Source organism: Streptomyces sp. NPDC054849 (assembly GCF_053610945.1).
In genome coordinates, this window is sequence record NZ_JBSGZI010000146.1 from 1 (window position 1) to 16,080 (window position 16,080).

Annotated in this window: 11 protein-coding genes; 9 read left to right on the forward strand and 2 right to left on the reverse strand. The window is 73.3% G+C overall.

The annotated features are described in order from the left end of the window. The first annotated feature begins 741 nt into the window (after nt 1-741). Both ACWGIF_RS35810 and ACWGIF_RS35815 read left to right on the forward strand, forming a co-directional pair. Complete coding sequence (locus ACWGIF_RS35810; protein ID WP_453503801.1) at nt 742-1,452, forward strand: ribonuclease HII; 711 nt, start codon at nt 742-744, stop codon at nt 1,450-1,452. A gap of 8 nt (nt 1,453-1,460) precedes the next feature. Then, nucleotides 1,461-2,156: a hypothetical protein gene (locus ACWGIF_RS35815; protein WP_453503803.1), complete on the forward strand. Its 696-nt coding sequence runs from the start codon at nt 1,461-1,463 to the stop codon at nt 2,154-2,156. 228 nt (nt 2,157-2,384) lie between these two features. Here ACWGIF_RS35815 and ACWGIF_RS35820 read toward each other — a convergent pair whose 3' ends face one another. Then, entirely contained in the window at nt 2,385-3,014 is a 630-nt protein-coding gene (locus ACWGIF_RS35820; RefSeq protein WP_453503804.1) for a hypothetical protein, read from the reverse strand. Between the two features lie 212 nt (nt 3,015-3,226). Then, on the reverse strand, nt 3,227-5,386 hold the full coding sequence (locus ACWGIF_RS35825) for a RecQ family ATP-dependent DNA helicase (RefSeq protein WP_453503805.1): 2,160 nt from the start codon (nt 5,384-5,386) through the stop codon (nt 3,227-3,229). Nucleotides 5,387-5,508: 122 nt separating this feature from the next. Between ACWGIF_RS35825 and ACWGIF_RS35830 the strand changes: the two genes are divergently transcribed. The 7 genes from ACWGIF_RS35830 to ACWGIF_RS35860 all read left to right on the forward strand — a co-directional run bounded on the left by ACWGIF_RS35830 (nt 5,509) and on the right by ACWGIF_RS35860 (nt 15,956). Beyond that, nucleotides 5,509-6,774, forward strand: a complete 1,266-nt coding sequence (locus ACWGIF_RS35830; RefSeq protein WP_453503806.1) for a DUF4192 domain-containing protein — start codon at nt 5,509-5,511, stop codon at nt 6,772-6,774. Nucleotides 6,775-6,980: 206 nt separating this feature from the next. Beyond that, the gene (locus tag ACWGIF_RS35835; protein WP_453503807.1) at nt 6,981-8,969 is read left to right on the forward strand and encodes a glycogen debranching N-terminal domain-containing protein; all 1,989 of its coding nucleotides are present in this window, start codon (nt 6,981-6,983) and stop codon (nt 8,967-8,969) included. Nucleotides 8,970-9,088: 119 nt separating this feature from the next. After that, on the forward strand, nt 9,089-9,832 hold the full coding sequence (locus tag ACWGIF_RS35840; RefSeq protein ID WP_453503808.1) for an NUDIX hydrolase: 744 nt from the start codon (nt 9,089-9,091) through the stop codon (nt 9,830-9,832). A gap of 200 nt (nt 9,833-10,032) precedes the next feature. Beyond that, nucleotides 10,033-11,814 (forward strand): ATP-binding cassette domain-containing protein, encoded by a 1,782-nt coding sequence (locus ACWGIF_RS35845; RefSeq protein ID WP_453503810.1) that lies wholly within the window; start codon nt 10,033-10,035, stop codon nt 11,812-11,814. 137 nt (nt 11,815-11,951) lie between these two features. Further along, nucleotides 11,952-12,893: a FadR/GntR family transcriptional regulator gene (locus tag ACWGIF_RS35850; RefSeq protein ID WP_453503812.1), complete on the forward strand. Its 942-nt coding sequence runs from the start codon at nt 11,952-11,954 to the stop codon at nt 12,891-12,893. A gap of 377 nt (nt 12,894-13,270) precedes the next feature. Continuing rightward, nucleotides 13,271-14,848 carry an RNA polymerase sigma factor gene (locus ACWGIF_RS35855; RefSeq protein WP_453503813.1) on the forward strand — a complete coding sequence of 526 codons (1,578 nt, stop codon included), beginning with the start codon at nt 13,271-13,273 and terminating at the stop codon, nt 14,846-14,848. Between the two features lie 181 nt (nt 14,849-15,029). Further along, nucleotides 15,030-15,956 (forward strand): serine protease, encoded by a 927-nt coding sequence (locus ACWGIF_RS35860; RefSeq protein ID WP_453503815.1) that lies wholly within the window; start codon nt 15,030-15,032, stop codon nt 15,954-15,956. Nucleotides 15,957-16,080: the final 124 nt, after the last annotated feature.

The following is a 16,080-nucleotide window of genomic DNA, read 5'->3' on the forward strand; positions in this document are numbered from 1 at the left end:
GGTCCGGGGGGACGTCCCCCCGGACCCGGGCCTTCGTACAGGGCCTGGTCCGCGGCACAGGCTAAGTCCCGAACTCGAACGGGCGATTCTCTACGCCGTGTTGGGCAGGTGCGTACGGTCGGCTGGAACGCGCTCACGACGGAGGGCGTCCACGACCGGCGCACTCACCGGCAAGCCCGCGCTATGCCCGCGCCGGCCGTCGAAGGCGGACCTGGTGGCTTGATGCGCTGTGGACCGGTCTGCCGCGGATCGGTGAGATTCCCGACTGCGGACCGATCCGCGAGGACCTCCGTCTGCCGTGCTGGCGAACGCGGGATGCCATGCCCTCGCGTGCCGGGCAGGCCCTGCGGTCAAGGCATTCACGAATGCGACCACATGTATGCCGACCGGTTCCGCGCAGGCAGCTGGCCCGGGCTGCACGAGCAGGCCCAGTGCCTCATCAGAGAGCCGGTCTGCGGGGGATCAAGCGGCGTGAGGTGTGGTCGGATGTGACCGGTCTGTCTGTCGTGGATGCCAATCCCGCGATGTCGACTTATCGCGCACCAAGGTGTGCGGTCGCGAATGCGAGAACGCGGAGATGCCGGAGTTGATCGACGGGGTGGGGGTGCCGCTGCTCAGGGCGTGAGACGCCGCGGGGGTGGTGCGGGGTAACGCGGGGCGGCGGCCGTGCCGGCTCGGACGGGGGTCGGGCCGGGGCGGGGGTGTGCAGTCGGCTCGGGGCGGCGTAACCTTGCTGGCGCCATGCCGTACGAAGCACCCACCCACACCGTCGAGCGCTCCCTCCGTGCAACCACCGGCGCCAAGGTCATCGCCGGGGTCGACGAAGTCGGACGAGGGGCCTGGGCCGGACCCGTCACCGTGTGTGCGGCGATCACCGGCCTGCGCCGGCCGCCCGCCGGGCTCACCGACTCCAAACTCCTCACCGCCAAGCGGCGCGACGCCATGCTCGCGACCTTGGAGACCTGGGTCACCGCGTACGCACTCGGGCACTCCTCGCCCGAGGAGATCGACGAACTGGGGATGACCGCCGCCCTGCGGCTCGCGGCGGAGCGCGCCCTGGCCGCCCTCCCGGTGCGGCCCGACGCGGTGATCCTCGACGGCAAGCACGACTATCTCGGCTCCGCCTGGCGGGTCCGTACGGTGATCAAGGGTGACCAGTCCTGCGTCGCCGTCGCAGCGGCCTCGGTCATCGCCAAGGTCCGCCGTGACCGCATGATGGCCGAACTCGGTGAACAGGGCGGCGGAATCGAGGACTTCGCCTTCGCCGCCAACGCCGGATATCCCTCGCCCGTGCACCGGGCGGCGCTGGAGGAACGGGGGCCCACCCCCTACCACCGCCTCTCGTGGTCGTACCTCGACGCGCTGCCGCGGTGGCGTCACCTCAAGAAGGTGCGCCGCAGCGAGGAGTCGATGGAGCTGGAAAACGGAGGCCAACTCGGCTTCGATTTCTGATCGCACCCATGTGCCACCGGCCGGTACGTTTCGTACCGGTGTTTGATAGACAGCAACTCACGCCTCTCACCCCCGCCATCGAGGAGCCTCAGATTCACGAGAGTGCCCAGGGTCCCCGCGTCACGCCGGCCGCGAGCCGCACCGCGCAGACCCCCCGCCCTGTACCTGGTCCGCGTCCCGCCGCCGTACCGCGGCCCGGTCGCCCCGGTCCCGCCCGGCCCGCACCGCCCGCGCAGCGTGCGCCGCAGGCCACCTCCGGACCTGTTCCCGCAGCCTCTGCCGCTGCCCCCACCGCACCGTCCGTCTCCGCGGCGGTGCCGCAGATCCAGCTGATCCCGGCCTCCGCCGAAGGTGCGCTGGACGCGGCCGAAGAGGCCGTCGACCTGCTGCTCGACACCGGGCGCGCGCCCGGAGACATCCTGGTGCTCACCAGTGGCGACCCGCACCCGTGGGCCGCGCACGAGCTGTCCTTCGGCGAGGCCGCGTACTGGGCCCTGCACGACGCCGGGGACGACGTCTTCTACGCGGACGCGGCGCAGGTCCAGCGCGCCGCAGGCCGTCCCGTCGTGGTCTTCGCGGCCAACGGCGGACCGGCCGACGCCGTCGCGGGAGCCCTCCCGGTCGCGCTCACCCGGGCGGGTGCGCTGCTGATCGTGTGCGGTGACCCGCAGCAGATCAACTCCGTGCTGGGTGCGGGCGTCTGACGCCCTGTACCCCGGCACGGGCGAGGGGCGGGGCGGGCCTTGCGCCGGCCCCGCTGAAGCCCGGGTGGAGCCCGTGCCGCAGTCCGAGCCGGGTCACGAGCCGAGGCTTCGTTCGGTCCGAGCCGGAGCCCGAGCAGACGTCCGAGGCCTGAGCCGCCGTACGCCCGGTCCCGGGTGTACGGCTGTGAGCCCTGCCCCCAGCACTTCGTGCTCCGCGGCGTACGAAGGTCAGCGCGCGGCGGTCCGGCGCAGGGCCTCGCCCGCTCCGCCCCCGGTGTGCAGGGCGAGCGGGGAGAACTCGGCCACGGTGTCGCCGAGCCGCTGCGGCCGCGAGTCCGAGGTGGGCCGTCTGCCGCCACGGCCTTCGCCCAGCACCTGCCAGCCGTCGCGGGTCAGCGTGATGTACGCACCGCAGCGCAGCCCGTGCAGGGTGCAGGCGTCGCGCAGCCCCCACATCCAGGCGCCGTCCTCCTCGGTCCACCGCTCGTCGCCTTCACGGCAGTAGAGCAGCACCGCCGTCCGCACCGGGGTCCGTCGTCGCAGGTCGTGCGGGAGGACCCGGCGCAGCCGGGACAGCAGGGCGTTGCGGTACTCCCAGCCGTCGGCCGAGATCGACCGCTGCACGAAGGAGGCGCTCGCCACGAGCTGTTCCTCCGGGCCGAGAACGGCGATGACCGCGGTCGAGGGTGTGGGGCTGTGCCGTGAGTGCAGCCCGCTGACCACCTCGCGCGGGCTGCGGAGCAGCGGAACGCCCGCCGCCGTCCATTCCGCCGGTTCCAGCAGCCTGCCATGCCGGCTGGCTGCGCCGGTCGCCGTTGCCAGGGATGTGGTCGAGGGCGGCGCGAATCCGAAGGTCACGGTCCTCCCTTCGGGTACACGCCCGCGGACGGGCACGGCTGGAGTCAGGGCGCGCCGCAGTACGGCCCAGGATGCCGAGGAGCCGAGCGGGAGCACTCCAATTCTCGCGTGGCTGCGGAGCATGCGGCAACGAGCAATTGGCACCACAGACCGGAATTCGCCGGTATGCCGTTCATATCCTTGCCCCGCCACGCCGAGGATGACGCATTCGGCTATCCCTGGAGCGCCAGCACCAGCGGGAACACCCCCTTCGCGCCCGCCCGTCGCAGCAGTCGGGCGGCCACGGCAAGGGTCCACCCGCTCTCCGCGCGGTCGTCCACGAGGAGCACCGGGCCCGCAGCCTCCGCCAGCGCCGCGGCCAACGCCGGGGGCACGGTCAGGGACTGATGGAGCCCGCGGACCCGCTGGGCGCTGTTCGAGGCCGACGGCCCGAACTGCGGGGCCTGGTCGGTGTACGCGACCGTGCCGAGCAAGGGCATCCTCCCGACCTCCGCGATCCGCGCGGCCAGTGAACCGACCAACTGGGGTCGGCTGCGCGACGGCAGAGCGACCACGCCCACCGGCCGGGCCGGAGCGTCCGGCGCTCCCGAGGCCCACCCGCCGGGGCCGCGGGCCCAGTCGGCGAGCATCGCGACCACGGCCTGCGCGACGTCGTCCGGAACCGGCTGGTCCGGAGCCTGGGGAGCGAGCATCGGGCGCAGCCGGTTGCCCCAGCCGATGTCGGACAGCCGGCCCAGCGCCCGGCCCGTCGAGGCCTGCTCCCCGGCGGGGATGCGCCCCTTGAGGTCGACGCCAACCGCCGGGAGCCCGGTCGGCCACATCTTGCGCGGCTCCAGCTCCACGCCCGGTCGGCCGAGTTCACCGCGCGCGGTGTCCAGCGCGGTGGTGGAGACCTCCGCGGTGAACCGGGCCCCGGCGCAGTTGTCGCAGCGGCCGCAGGGCGCGGCCTCCTCGTCGTCGAGCTGGCGGCGCAGGAACTCCATACGGCATCCGGTGGCCGCCGCGTAGTCGCGCATGGCCTGCTGCTCGGCCGCCCGCTGGCGGGCCACCCAGGCGTAGCGCTCGGCGTCATAGGCCCACGGCTCGCCCGTCGAGGTCCAGCCGCCCTTGACGCGGTGCACGGCGCCGTCGACGTCGAGGACCTTGAGCATGGTCTCCAGCCGGGTGCGGCGCAGATCGACCAGCGGCTCCAAGGCGGGCAGCGACAGCGGCCTGCCCGCCTGGGCCAGGACGTCGAGGGTACGGCGCACCTGCTCCTCGGGCGGGAAGGCGACCGAGGCGAAGTACTGCCAGATCGCCTCGTCCTCCCGGCCCGGGAGGAGCAGGACCTCCGCGTGCTCCACTCCACGGCCGGCGCGGCCGACCTGCTGGTAGTAGGCGATGGGGGAGGACGGCGAGCCCAGGTGCACCACGAAGCCCAGGTCGGGCTTGTCGAAGCCCATGCCTAGGGCGGAGGTGGCCACCAGCGCCTTGACCCGGTTCGCCTGGAGGTCGTCCTCGGCCTGTTGGCGGTCAGCGTTCTCCGTCTTGCCGGTGTACGACGACACCGTGTGGCCGCGGTGGCGCAGGTAAGCGGTGACCTCCTCTGCCGCCGCCACGGTCAGCGTGTAGATGATCCCGGAGCCCGGCAGGTCCCCGAGGTGGTCGGCGAGCCAGGCCAGCCGGTGCGCCGCGTCGGGCAGGGTCAGCACCGCCAGGCTCAGGCTCTCGCGGTCCAGTGGGCCGCGCAGCACCAGCGCATCCGTGCCGGCTCCGGTGCCCAGCTGTTCGGCGACGTCGGCGGTCACGCGGGCGTTGGCCGTGGCGGTGGTGGCGAGGACCGGCACGCCCGGCGGCAGATCGGCCAGCATGGTGCGCAGTCGGCGATAGTCGGGGCGGAAGTCGTGTCCCCAGTCGGAGATGCAGTGGGCCTCGTCCACCACGAGAAGGCCGGTGGCGGCGGAGAGCTTGGGGAGGACCTGGTCGCGGAAGTCGGGGTTGTTCAGCCGCTCCGGGCTCACCAGCAGGACGTCCACCTCACCCGCCGCGACCTCGGCCTGGATCCCCTCCCACTCCTCGGGATTGGCGGAGTTGATGGTGCGGGCGCGGATCCCGGCCCGGGCCGCGGCTTCGACCTGATTGCGCATCAGCGCGAGGAGGGGGGAGACGATCACGGTGGGGCCGGAGCCGCTCGCCCGTAGCAGCGAGGTGGCGACGAAGTACACCGCGGACTTTCCCCAGCCCGTGCGCTGCACCACCAGCGCCCGCCGCTTGTGTGCGACGAGGGCTTCGATCGCCCGCCACTGGTCCTCGCGCAGCCGGGCGGTGCCCGTGGGGTCGCCCACGAGTCGGGCTAGTACGGAGTCGGCCGAGGACCTCAGGTCTGCGTTCATGTCCCCATGCAACCCGATGCCTCCGACATCGCGCCAATGGCGCTCTGAGCCTGTGGACATTGAAGCGTCAACAGTTATCCACAGGGCTTTCCGGATCGGATCATGCACGGGACCTTCGTGGCATGACGAACAACCACGAATCACGCACCCCGTCCGACCGGCCCTCCGTCAACCCCGCCGGAGCCGCCACCGGACCCCAGATCACCCTGCGCAGCCCGGCTGAACTGGCCGACGCGCTGCCCTACATGCTCGGCTTCCACCCTACCGACTCCCTCGTCATGGTCGCCGTCCACGGCGAGGGCGGTCGCTTCGGCGGCCGGCTCCGCGTCGGCATTCCCGGCACGCCCGCGGAATGGGAGGACACCGCGCGGCAGGTCGCCGACTGCCTGATCCGGGGCAGCGAACGACGCGGTGACAAGCCCGACGGCATCGTCGTCTACCTCTGCCAGGAGCCCCGGGGAGAGGAGAGCGGCCAGCGGGTGATGACCCGGCTGCGGCCGCTCGCCCAGCGGATCCGGCTCGCCTGCGGCGCCCTGGACGTGCCGGTGCTGGAGGCGCTGTGCCTCTCGGCGGGCCGCTTCTGGTCCTACGTCTGCCCCGACGAGCGGTGCTGTCCGGCCGAGGGCAGCCGGCTGGCCGCCGTCGGCACCTCGGTGATGGCCGCGGCGGCGACCTTCGCCGGGCTCCAGGTCCGGGGCTCCCTCAAGGAGATCGAGGGCCGGCTGGCACCGCTGCGCGGGACCGTGGCCGACGAGGCCGAACGGGCCCTTGACCGGGCGGCCGCAGCCCTGATGCCCCGGATCCTCGACGGGGCGACGCGGGAGGAGGTCGGTGCCGAGACCATCAGCCTGGCGCAGGCCCTGATGCGGCGCCTGACCCTGGCCCCGCCCGTCGAGAGTGGTTCCCAGGCCGATGACTGGGACGACGCGCTGCTCGGCCACGACGAGGCCGCCTCGCTGATCCTCGGCCTCCAGGACCGCGAAATCCGCGACATCGCGGCCGAGTGGATGGAAGACGAGGAAGCGGCCCCCGCCCTGCGGCTGTGGCGGGCCCTCGCCCGGCGCTGTGTCGGGGCCTACGGTGAGCACGCCGCGGCCCCGCTCACCCTCGCGGGCTGGGTCTCCTGGTCCACCGGGGACGAGCCGACCGCCCGCATCGCGTTCGGCCTGGCCCTGCGGGCGGATGCCGAGTACCGCTTCGCCCAGCTGCTCCACCACGCGTGCAACGAGGGAATCGACCCCGAAGGGCTGCGGGAGTGCCTGCGTGAGGAGCGGCGCCGCCGCGAGCCCCGGTGGGGGCGCTCCTCGGCCGCCACACGTCCTCCCGGCCGGCGGGGCCGGACAGTGACCCGCCGCGGGTCGCGCCGCACTGCGGGGAGCGAGCAGTGAACGCGCGCCGGCCCCTCCACTGCGGTCCGGCACGACTGCTTGGGCGCGCCCCTGGCGTGGAATCGCGGCGCGGGCCCCGCCCCGGGTGCGTCCGGTCGGAGGCGGGGCCCGTGACCCCGGCGGGGGTGGGGGCGTTCAGCTGGGGGGTGGTGGGGGCCCGGCCACGCCGCCCAGCTGAACCGACCGGAGCGCAGACAAGGCGACACATGTCTCACCCCGCACCTCCCCGTCCGTCCGGTGTGCCCGCCGCCCGCACGCCCGAACTGCCGCCCGTGCACGGCGCCGTCATCTGCGTCGCCGCACCCTGTCTGGTCATCTCACCGGAGCACGGCCAGCTGACCGGACAGGGAATCGACGGGATCTACCGTTCCGGGCGCCGGCTGCTCTCCCGCTGCGTGCTGCGTGTCGGCGGCCGGGATCCGGTGGCCGTCCAGAGGCGCAGCCTCGGCGCCGACCGGGCCGCCTTCACGGCGACCGTGCGCACCGGTGCCGAGCCCGGGCCGGACCCGGACATCGGTGTGGAACGGGTCCGCCACGCGGACGGCACCGAGCGGATCACCCTGCGCAATTTCACGGCCCGGCTTGTACGGCTCCCCGTGGAGGTCCTGCTCGGCACGGACCTTGCCGAACTGGCCGCTGTGGCCGCCGGCCGGGCCGGGCCGGAGCTGCCTGCGGGGGTGCATGCCGCCGGGCTGCGCTGGAGCACCGGCGAGGCGCAGGTCGTCACCGCCGCCGAGCCGCCGCCGGACGACGCGCTGGCCTCGGCCGGGCTGCTGCGCTGGCAGCTCGAGCTGGGTCCCGGCGAGTCCCGCACCATCGAGCTGCGGACCACGCAGGACCGGGTCACGCGGGCTACCGCCGGACAAGTGGCGAACCCGCTGGCCGATGCCCGGGCCGAAGGGGACGACCCCAGGGCGGAGGCGTGGTTCCGGACCAGCGTCGAGGACCTGGGCGCGCTGCTCCTGAGGGACCCCGAGGTGCCGGGTGACGCCTTCGCGGCGGCGGGGGCGCCGTGGCGGCTTGGCCTGGCCCCCGCGGAGTCGCTCTGGGCCGCCAGGATGGCGCTGCCGCTCGGCACCGGTCTCGCCGCGGCCACCCTGCGGGTCCTGTCCCGGACCCAGATCGACGGGCGCGGGCCCGATGCCGGGAAGATCCCGGGGCCGCTGCGCGGAGCGGGGCCGCAGCTACCCCCGGGGTGCACCGGAACGGAGGCGACCCTGGCCTTTCCCGTCGTGCTCGCCGAAGCCCGGCTCTGGGGCATGCCGGACGAGGAGGTGGCCCGCCTGCTCCCGGCCGCCGAGCGGTGCCTCGACTGGCTCCGCGACGCCCTCGGCGAGGACGGTTTCCTGGCCGATCCCGATCCGGGACCGCGGCGCTGTGAGACCCAGGCACACGCTTACCGGGCCGCCGTGCTCGGCGCCGGCCTCCTCGTGGGATGCGGAAGGCCCGGCGCCGAGGAGTGGCGGGAGTGGGCGGACGCGTTGCGCAAGCGGTTCCGGGCCGGCTTCTGGATCGACGGCCCCGACGGAGGCCGGCCCGCTTCGGCCCTGCATCCCGACGGACGGCCGCTGCCGCGGTTGACGGGGGCCGCCGCCCACCTGCTCGACACCGGGCTGCTCGGAGGCGGCCGGCTCGCCCCCGGACTCCTGGGCCGGGCCCACACCGAACAGCTGGCCCGGCTGCTCGGAGCCCCCGCCATGGATTCCGGATGGGGGCTGCGGAGCATGGCGGTGAAGGAGCCGGGGCACAACCCGTTCGGCCACCGATCCGGCGCGGTGCGGGCGTACGAGAGCGTCGTGGCCGTGGCGGGCCTGGCCCGGGCGGGCTTCGAGAAGGAGGCAGCGGGCCTGCTCAGAGGCCTGCTGGACGCGGCGGAGACCTTCGGCTATCGGCTACCGGAGATGTTCGCGGCCCAGCAGCGCACAGCGGGCAGCGCCCCGGTCCCGCACCCGGCGGCCTGCCGCCCCGCCGCGGTGGCCGCGGCGGCCGGGGTCCACGCGCTGACGGCCCTCGCCGGAATCCGCCCCGACGCCCCCGCGGGTACGGTCGCCCTCGCACCCCTCCCCGGCGCGCCCCTCGGCGCACTGCGGCTCTCGGGCCTGCGGGTGTCGGGAGAGCCCTTCGCCGTCAGGATCAGCAGGCTCGGCCTCGGCATGGTGGAGGAGGCCGCCGATGCGCTCCAGCTGGGAGGCTGAGGACCGTCCTGCCGATCAGGCGGGGCCACCGGCCGGCAAGAGGTCCCCAGCCGCCGGAACTGTGTCTTCAAGGTCACCAAAGCGCTGTTTATCGTCAGGCAGACGACTATGATCGCGGCATGTCGCCCTACGACCCGTCGGCCTATCCGCCCTTTGCCGTCACCGTCGACCTGGTCGTGCTCACCGTGCGGCGCCACGCGCTCTGCGCGCTGGTCGTCCGACGGGGTGAGCAGCCGTTCCAGGGGCGCTGGGCGCTGCCCGGCGGATTCGTCCGCGGGGACGAGGACCTGGCGGCGGCCGCCGCCAGGGAACTCTCCGAGGAGACCGGCCTGTGCGCCCACGACCCCGCGCTGCCCGGCGCGGGCAATGGTGCGCATCTCGAACAGCTGGCCACCTATGGTGATCCGAAGCGTGATCCGCGGATGCGCGTCGTCAGCGTGGCGCACCTGGTGCTGGCTCCGGACCTCCCGGCGCCCCGGGCCGGGGGCGATGCCAACAGCGCCCGCTGGGCCCCGGTCGACGAGCTGCTGGCCGCCGGCGAGGCCTCCGCGGGACTCGCCTTCGACCACGCCACGATCCTCGCCGACGGCGTGGAGCGGGCCCGATCGAAGATCGAGTACTCCTCGCTGGCCACCGCCTTCTGCCCGCCCGAGTTCACCGTCGGCGAGCTGCGCCGGGTCTACGAGGCCGTCTGGGGTGTCGCCCTCGACCCGCGCAACTTCCACCGCAAGGTCACCGGAACTCCCGGATTCCTGGTGCCGGCCGGAGGGACGACGACCCGTCAGGGCGGGCGTCCGGCACAGCTCTTCCGCGCGGGCGGGGCCACCCTGCTCAACCCGCCGATGCTGCGCCCGGAAGTCTGACACCGAGACACCTGCGTGCGCGGTGGCGCGATCGCCGGCAGTGGGCCCGACGCCGGGCCCGATCCCGCCATCCGTGCCGGGCGGTGCGGCAATATCGGCATTCCATCGGACCGGTTGCCTCGAAAATCGGACATATCGCGTTATCTTGCTTGCGGTAATCACCCTGCCGCAGAGCGGTCTCACCCCCCGCGAGAGAAGCGATGCTCCAGGCCATCGGACTCACCAGCAACCACCGTCCCCATACCCCGCCCCGCGTGGACGACCTCACCTTCGAGGCCCGCCCGGGACACGTGACCGCCCTGCTCGGCGAGCCGGGATCGGGCAAGACCACCGCGCTGCGGCTCATGCTCGAACTCGAACCGGGCCGCGGCGTCACCTACTTCCGCGGCCGTCCGCTGCACCGGATCCCGCATCCCGGCCGTGAGGTCGGAGTCCTGCTCGGCGACGTTCCCGGCAACCCTGCGCGGACCGTCCGCAACCAGCTGCGCATGCTGTGCGCCGCCTCCGGGGTGCCGGCCTCCAGGGCCGACACCATGCTCGAGGTCGTCGGCATCGCGGGCCTGCGGGACCAGCGGCTCGGCTCCCTGTCGCTCGGCATGGAGCGCCGGGTGGCGCTGGCCTCGGCGCTGCTCGCCGATCCCTGCACCCTGCTCCTGGACGAGCCCACTGCCGGGCTGTCCCCCCGCGAACGCGGCTGGCTGCACGGACTGCTGCGCGGCCACGCCTCCCTCGGCGGAGCGGTGCTCTTCACCACCGACGACGCCAAGGAGGCCGCCCGCAGCGCAGACCGGGTCGTCAGCATCGAGGCAGGCCGGCTCGTCGCCGACCAGGACGCCACCGAGTTCGCCCGGACCCGGCTGCGCCCGCGGGTCGCCGTACGCACCCCGCACGCGGCCCGGCTGGCCGATGTACTGGGCCGGGAGGCCCGGGCCGCCCAGCGCTCGGTGGAGATCGTCGAGGAGAGCGGCAGCCGCCTGTCGGTGTACGGCAGCAACTGTGCCGAGGTCGGCGAAGCGGCGTTCCGGCACGGCGTGCTGGTCCACCAGCTCGCCGACGAGACGGGCGACGCCGGCACGCCGACGACGCCGGTCCCGCACGCCCGCACCGCCGCCGGAGCCCCTGAAGAGCCAGGCGAGGCCCCCACCGGGGCCTCCGGCGGCCGCCCCCGAAGCGCCCCCTCCCGGCGGCCGGTCTCGGCCGTGCGCCGCCTGGGCGGGCCGCTGCGGCCGCTGCGCTACGAGCTGCTCCGGGTCTTCGGCACCGCGACTCCCGTCCTCACCGCCTCCATCGTCGTCGCCGTCTCCGTCCTCACCGCCCTGGTGCTGGCCCGGATCGGACAGACCCCGCAGAACCGGTTGCTCGCCGCCTGGCCCGACTTGCTGCCGCTGCCGCCCGCCGCCCTGGGCGCGGGACTGCTCGGCGCCCTGGCCTTCGGTGAGGAGTACCGCTACCCGGCGCTCGCCGCCGACCGCGGCACCGTGCCCCGACGGATGGGGCTGCTCACCGCCAAGCTCGGCATCTGCGCGCTCCTCGCCCTGCTGCTCGGCGCCCTGACCGTGGCGGCCGACGCCGCCGCCCTGACGCTGGTCTTCGACAGCGGCCCCCTGCGCACCCCGGCGAAGTGGCTCGCCCCGGCCGTGAGTTGGGCCGGGCTGCTCATCGGCTGCGCGTGGGCCGGCGTCCTGGCCTCCGGCGTCTTCCGGTCCGCGACCGCGGGTCTGGCCGCGGTGCTGGCCGTACCGGTGATGGTGGTTCCGCTGGTGCGCCGGGTTCTGGAGGGCTCGTCCGCCTACCCGATGACCGGACTCGGGCCCCGGCTGCGGGGCCTGACCTGGGTGCAGTGGCCGCCGGAGGCGGACCGCCTGCTCGTAGGGGGCCTACGGGTGATGACCCAACCCGTCGGGACCGCACTGGTGTTGTCACTGATGGTCCTGTTGTGCGCCTATGGGTTCACCGGACTGCGCAGCCGGGTCCGTTGGTGATCGTTCCGGTGCAGGAGAAGTCACGGACGGGACCGTTGCCGTCCGTGTCGCGTCAAGCAGACCGCAACTCCATCCAAAAGGCCCGCTTCTTTACGATAAGTCGTCAATTGCGTAGGTGGCGCCGATCACCCTTTCGTGTGCTTTTCAGCAAAGACCTCAAGGGTCGTGGAGGCAAGGCCGACAAAGGATTCGTGAGTACCCTTGCGCACACCATGATGACCGCCGCCCGCCACGCCGACTCCGGCCTCGCCGGCCCGGGCGAACTCGACCGCTACCCCTTCGCGGAGGCCCCCGGGTCCGACCGCGTCGGAGCGCCCCACTGGGACGGCGCCGACGTCGAGTTGAGCCGTGTGGGCCGCCGCGCCGCCGGCAGCCGAGGCCGCGGACTGCACGGCCAACTCGTCCAGCAGCTCGGCCAGATGATCGTCTCCGGCGACCTCGGCGCGGACCGTCCGCTGGTCCCCGAGGAGATCGGCCAGCGCTTCGAGGTCTCCCGCACGGTCGTCCGCGAATCGCTGCGGGTCCTGGAGGCCAAGGGCCTCGTCAGCGCCCGCCCCAACGTCGGCACCCGGGTCCGCCCGGTCGCCGACTGGAACCTGCTCGACCCCGACATCATCGAGTGGCGCGCCTACGGCCCCCAGCGCGACGACCAGCGACGCGAGCTGGGCGAGCTCCGCTGGACCATCGAACCCCTCGCCGCCCGCCTCGCCGCGGGCCACGGCCGGCCGGACATCCAGCAGCGCCTCGCCGACATGGTCGAGATCATGGGCCACGCCCTCGGCCAGGGCGACTCGATCACGTTCGCGCGCGCAGACAACGAGTTCCACGCGCTGCTCATCCAGGTCGCCGGCAACCGCATGCTGGAGCACCTCTCCGGCATCGTCTCCGCCGCCCTCCAGGTCTCCGGCAGCCCGATCACCGCCTGCGACCGCCCGAGCGAGACCTGCGTCGCCCACCACGCGCGGATGGTCGAGGCCCTCGCCGCCGGCGACGCGGTGGGTGCCGAGAACGCGATGCGCCAGCTCCTGACGGTGCATCCGGAGGTCGAGCGCGTGGTTCCCGCCCCGCGCGAGCACTGACGGGCGGACGCGTCGCGGGGGCGCGGGGGTGTACGACGTGTCGCCGGGCCCGGTCGGGTCCGGCGACACCCGCATGGGGCGCCGTTTCGCGGCGGTTCCGACCGTCCCGGAACGGCCGGTACGACCCTATGACCGGCATTCGTGCATACGGGGTGTGACTCGGGCCACGAAGATTGGGCGTAACGCTCCGCGAGGTTTCGCGATGACCTAAGAGGTGATGGCCGACGGAGGGAAGACAGCAGCCCTTGGGGATGCTGTGCAGCTCCCCGGCCCCTGCCCGCGCCGCCGGCCCAACCCCGGTCGGTGGTCGTCGGCTCCGGTCCAGCACCACCAGGCCCGGGGTCGGAAGCCGTTTCCATCGTTCCGAGAGGTTGTTCGTGTCGGCCAGCACATCCCGTACGCTCCCGCCGGAGATCGCCGATTCCGAGTCTGTGATGGCGCTCATCGAGCGGGGCAAGGCCGAGGGGCAGATCGCCGGCGATGACGTGCGTCGGGCCTTCGAGGCTGACCAGATTCCTGCGACCCAGTGGAAGAATGTTCTGCGCAGCCTCAACCAGATCCTCGAGGAAGAGGGTGTGACGCTGATGGTCAGTGCCGCGGAGTCGCCCAAGCGCACCACCCGCAAGAGCGTCGCAGCGAAGAGTCCGGCCAAGCGGACGGCCACCAAGACCGTCGCGGCCAAGACGACGGCGGCGCAGCCCGCAGCCACCGCGGCCACCGCGGTTCCGGCAGGCGAGACGGCGGACCCGGAGACCGCGGACGCCCTCGCGCAGGAGCCCGGAACGGAGCCTGCCAAGAAGACGGCGGCGAAGAAGACAGCGGCCAAGAAGGCCGCGCCGGCCAAGAAGACCGCCGCGAAGAAGACGGCGGCGAAGAAGACCGCCTCCAAGAAGGACGCCGACGACGCCGGTGACGAGACCCCGGACGAGGGTCCCGACGCCGCCAAGGCCGAGGCCGACGAAGAGGAGGAGGGCGGCGAGAACAAGGGCTTCGTCATCTCCGACGACGAGGACGACGCCCCCGCCCAGCAGGTCGTGGTCGCCGGCGCCACCGCCGACCCGGTCAAGGACTACCTCAAGCAGATCGGCAAGGTTCCCCTCCTCAACGCCGAACAGGAGGTGGAGCTCGCCAAGCGCATCGAGGCCGGACTGTTCGCCGAGGACAAACTGGCGAACTCAGACAAGCTGGCGCCCAAGCTCAAGCGCGAGCTGGAGATCATCGCCGAGGACGGCCGCCGTGCGAAGAACCACCTGTTGGAGGCCAACCTCCGCCTCGTGGTGTCCCTCGCCAAGCGCTACACCGGCCGCGGCATGCTCTTCCTGGACCTGATCCAGGAGGGCAACCTGGGTCTCATCCGCGCGGTGGAGAAGTTCGACTACACCAAGGGCTACAAGTTCTCGACCTACGCCACGTGGTGGATCCGGCAGGCGATCACGCGTGCCATGGCGGACCAGGCCCGCACCATCCGCATCCCGGTGCACATGGTCGAGGTCATCAACAAGCTCGCCCGTGTGCAGCGCCAGATGCTCCAGGACCTGGGCCGCGAGCCCACCCCGGAGGAGCTGGCCAAGGAACTCGACATGACCCCCGAGAAGGTCATCGAGGTCCAGAAGTACGGCCGCGAGCCGATCTCCCTGCACACGCCGCTCGGCGAGGACGGCGACAGCGAGTTCGGCGACCTGATCGAGGACTCCGAGGCCGTCGTCCCGGCCGACGCCGTGAGCTTCACGCTCCTGCAGGAGCAGTTGCACTCGGTGCTCGACACCCTGAGCGAGCGCGAGGCCGGCGTGGTCTCGATGCGCTTCGGTCTCACGGACGGCCAGCCCAAGACCCTCGACGAGATCGGCAAGGTCTACGGGGTCACGCGTGAGCGGATCCGCCAGATCGAGTCGAAGACGATGTCGAAACTGCGGCACCCGTCCCGCTCGCAGGTGCTGCGCGACTACCTGGACTGACCGGGCCCCGCCCCGGCCGCGTCGCCGGGTCTCGACGACGACGGCGACGGCCGGACGACGCCCAAGCGACGGTCCCGGCGACGGGTCGAACGGGGACGGAATCGGTGGCCGCGCGGGTGCGCTCGGCCACCGGGCATCCCACTCTGGGTGGAGTCATGCACACTCGGAGTCAGGAGGCCTCATGCGTCGTCCCTTTGCCCGTGCTCTGGCGGGCGCGCTGACCCTGGCGGCGGGAGCGGCCGCGGCCCCGCTCGCCCAGGTGCCGCAGGCGGCCGCGGACAGCGTGGTGATCGGCGGCAAGCCGGTGCAGGTGGCCGACAGTCCCTGGGTGGTGGCCCTGGCCAGCCGTGACCGATTCGGGGGTACGCGGGGCGGACAGTTCTGCGGGGGCGTCATCGTGGCCCCGACCAAGGTGCTCACCGCGGCCCACTGCCTCGGCCAGCAGGTGCTGGGCGGCCCGGTCGAATCCGTGTCCGACTTCCGGGTGATCGCCGGGCGTACGGAGCTCCGGGCGACCGAGGGCCGGGAGATCGCGGTGAGCGGGGCCCGGGTGAACCCGGACTACGACCCGGCGAGCAACGCCGGGGACCTCGCGGTCCTGGAACTGGCCGAGTCCGTTCCGGCGCACCACGTGCTCCCCATGGCGGAGGCGGGGCACTCCGCCTACGCCGCGGGGACCGAGGCGGCCGTGTACGGCTGGGGCGACACGAGCGGGTTCGGTGACTATGCGTATGGGCTCCGGGCCGCGCGGGTGACGGTCCTCGCAGATGAAGTCTGCGGCCGCGCCTACCCCGGGGACGCGGACGGGCAGTACCGCGCGGAGTCCATGGTGTGCGCCGGAGACAGCGGAGGCGGCAAGGACGCCTGCCAGGGCGACAGCGGCGGGCCGCTGGTGGCGCAGGGCCGGCTCATCGGGCTGGTTTCGTGGGGGAGGGGCTGCGGGCGCTCCGACAGCCCGGGGGTGTACACGCGCATCGCCCCGCTGACCGGCTTCGTCACGGCCCCGGAGAGCGGCGCGCAGCCTGGCGGTGTCCCGGACACCGCAGGAGAGGCCCGGAGGGGCTCTGGGCAGGGTGGAGAGCCCGCGAAGGGGTATCGCATGGGCTAGCGAGCATCCGGCGAATGGTGGACACCTGCCGTCGGAGGCCTTTCGTACACCTCCGAGGCCTCCGAAAGCCGTAACATCCCGCCGCGCCCCCTCACCAGGTGGGGGGGCGCCGGGTGGGAGGTCC

Coding starts and splice junctions, on each gene's coding strand:
- ACWGIF_RS35830 (WP_453503806.1), top strand. CDS start 5,509: ATGACGAACAACCACGAATCACGCACCCCGTCCGACCGGCCCTCCGTC.
- ACWGIF_RS35860 (WP_453503815.1), top strand. CDS start 15,030: ATGCGTCGTCCCTTTGCCCGTGCTCTGGCGGGCGCGCTGACCCTGGCG.
- ACWGIF_RS35815 (WP_453503803.1), top strand. CDS start 1,461: ATGTGCCACCGGCCGGTACGTTTCGTACCGGTGTTTGATAGACAGCAA.
- ACWGIF_RS35845 (WP_453503810.1), top strand. CDS start 10,033: ATGCTCCAGGCCATCGGACTCACCAGCAACCACCGTCCCCATACCCCG.
- ACWGIF_RS35835 (WP_453503807.1), top strand. CDS start 6,981: ATGTCTCACCCCGCACCTCCCCGTCCGTCCGGTGTGCCCGCCGCCCGC.
- ACWGIF_RS35825 (WP_453503805.1), bottom strand. CDS start 5,386: ATGAACGCAGACCTGAGGTCCTCGGCCGACTCCGTACTAGCCCGACTC.
- ACWGIF_RS35840 (WP_453503808.1), top strand. CDS start 9,089: ATGTCGCCCTACGACCCGTCGGCCTATCCGCCCTTTGCCGTCACCGTC.
- ACWGIF_RS35810 (WP_453503801.1), top strand. CDS start 742: ATGCCGTACGAAGCACCCACCCACACCGTCGAGCGCTCCCTCCGTGCA.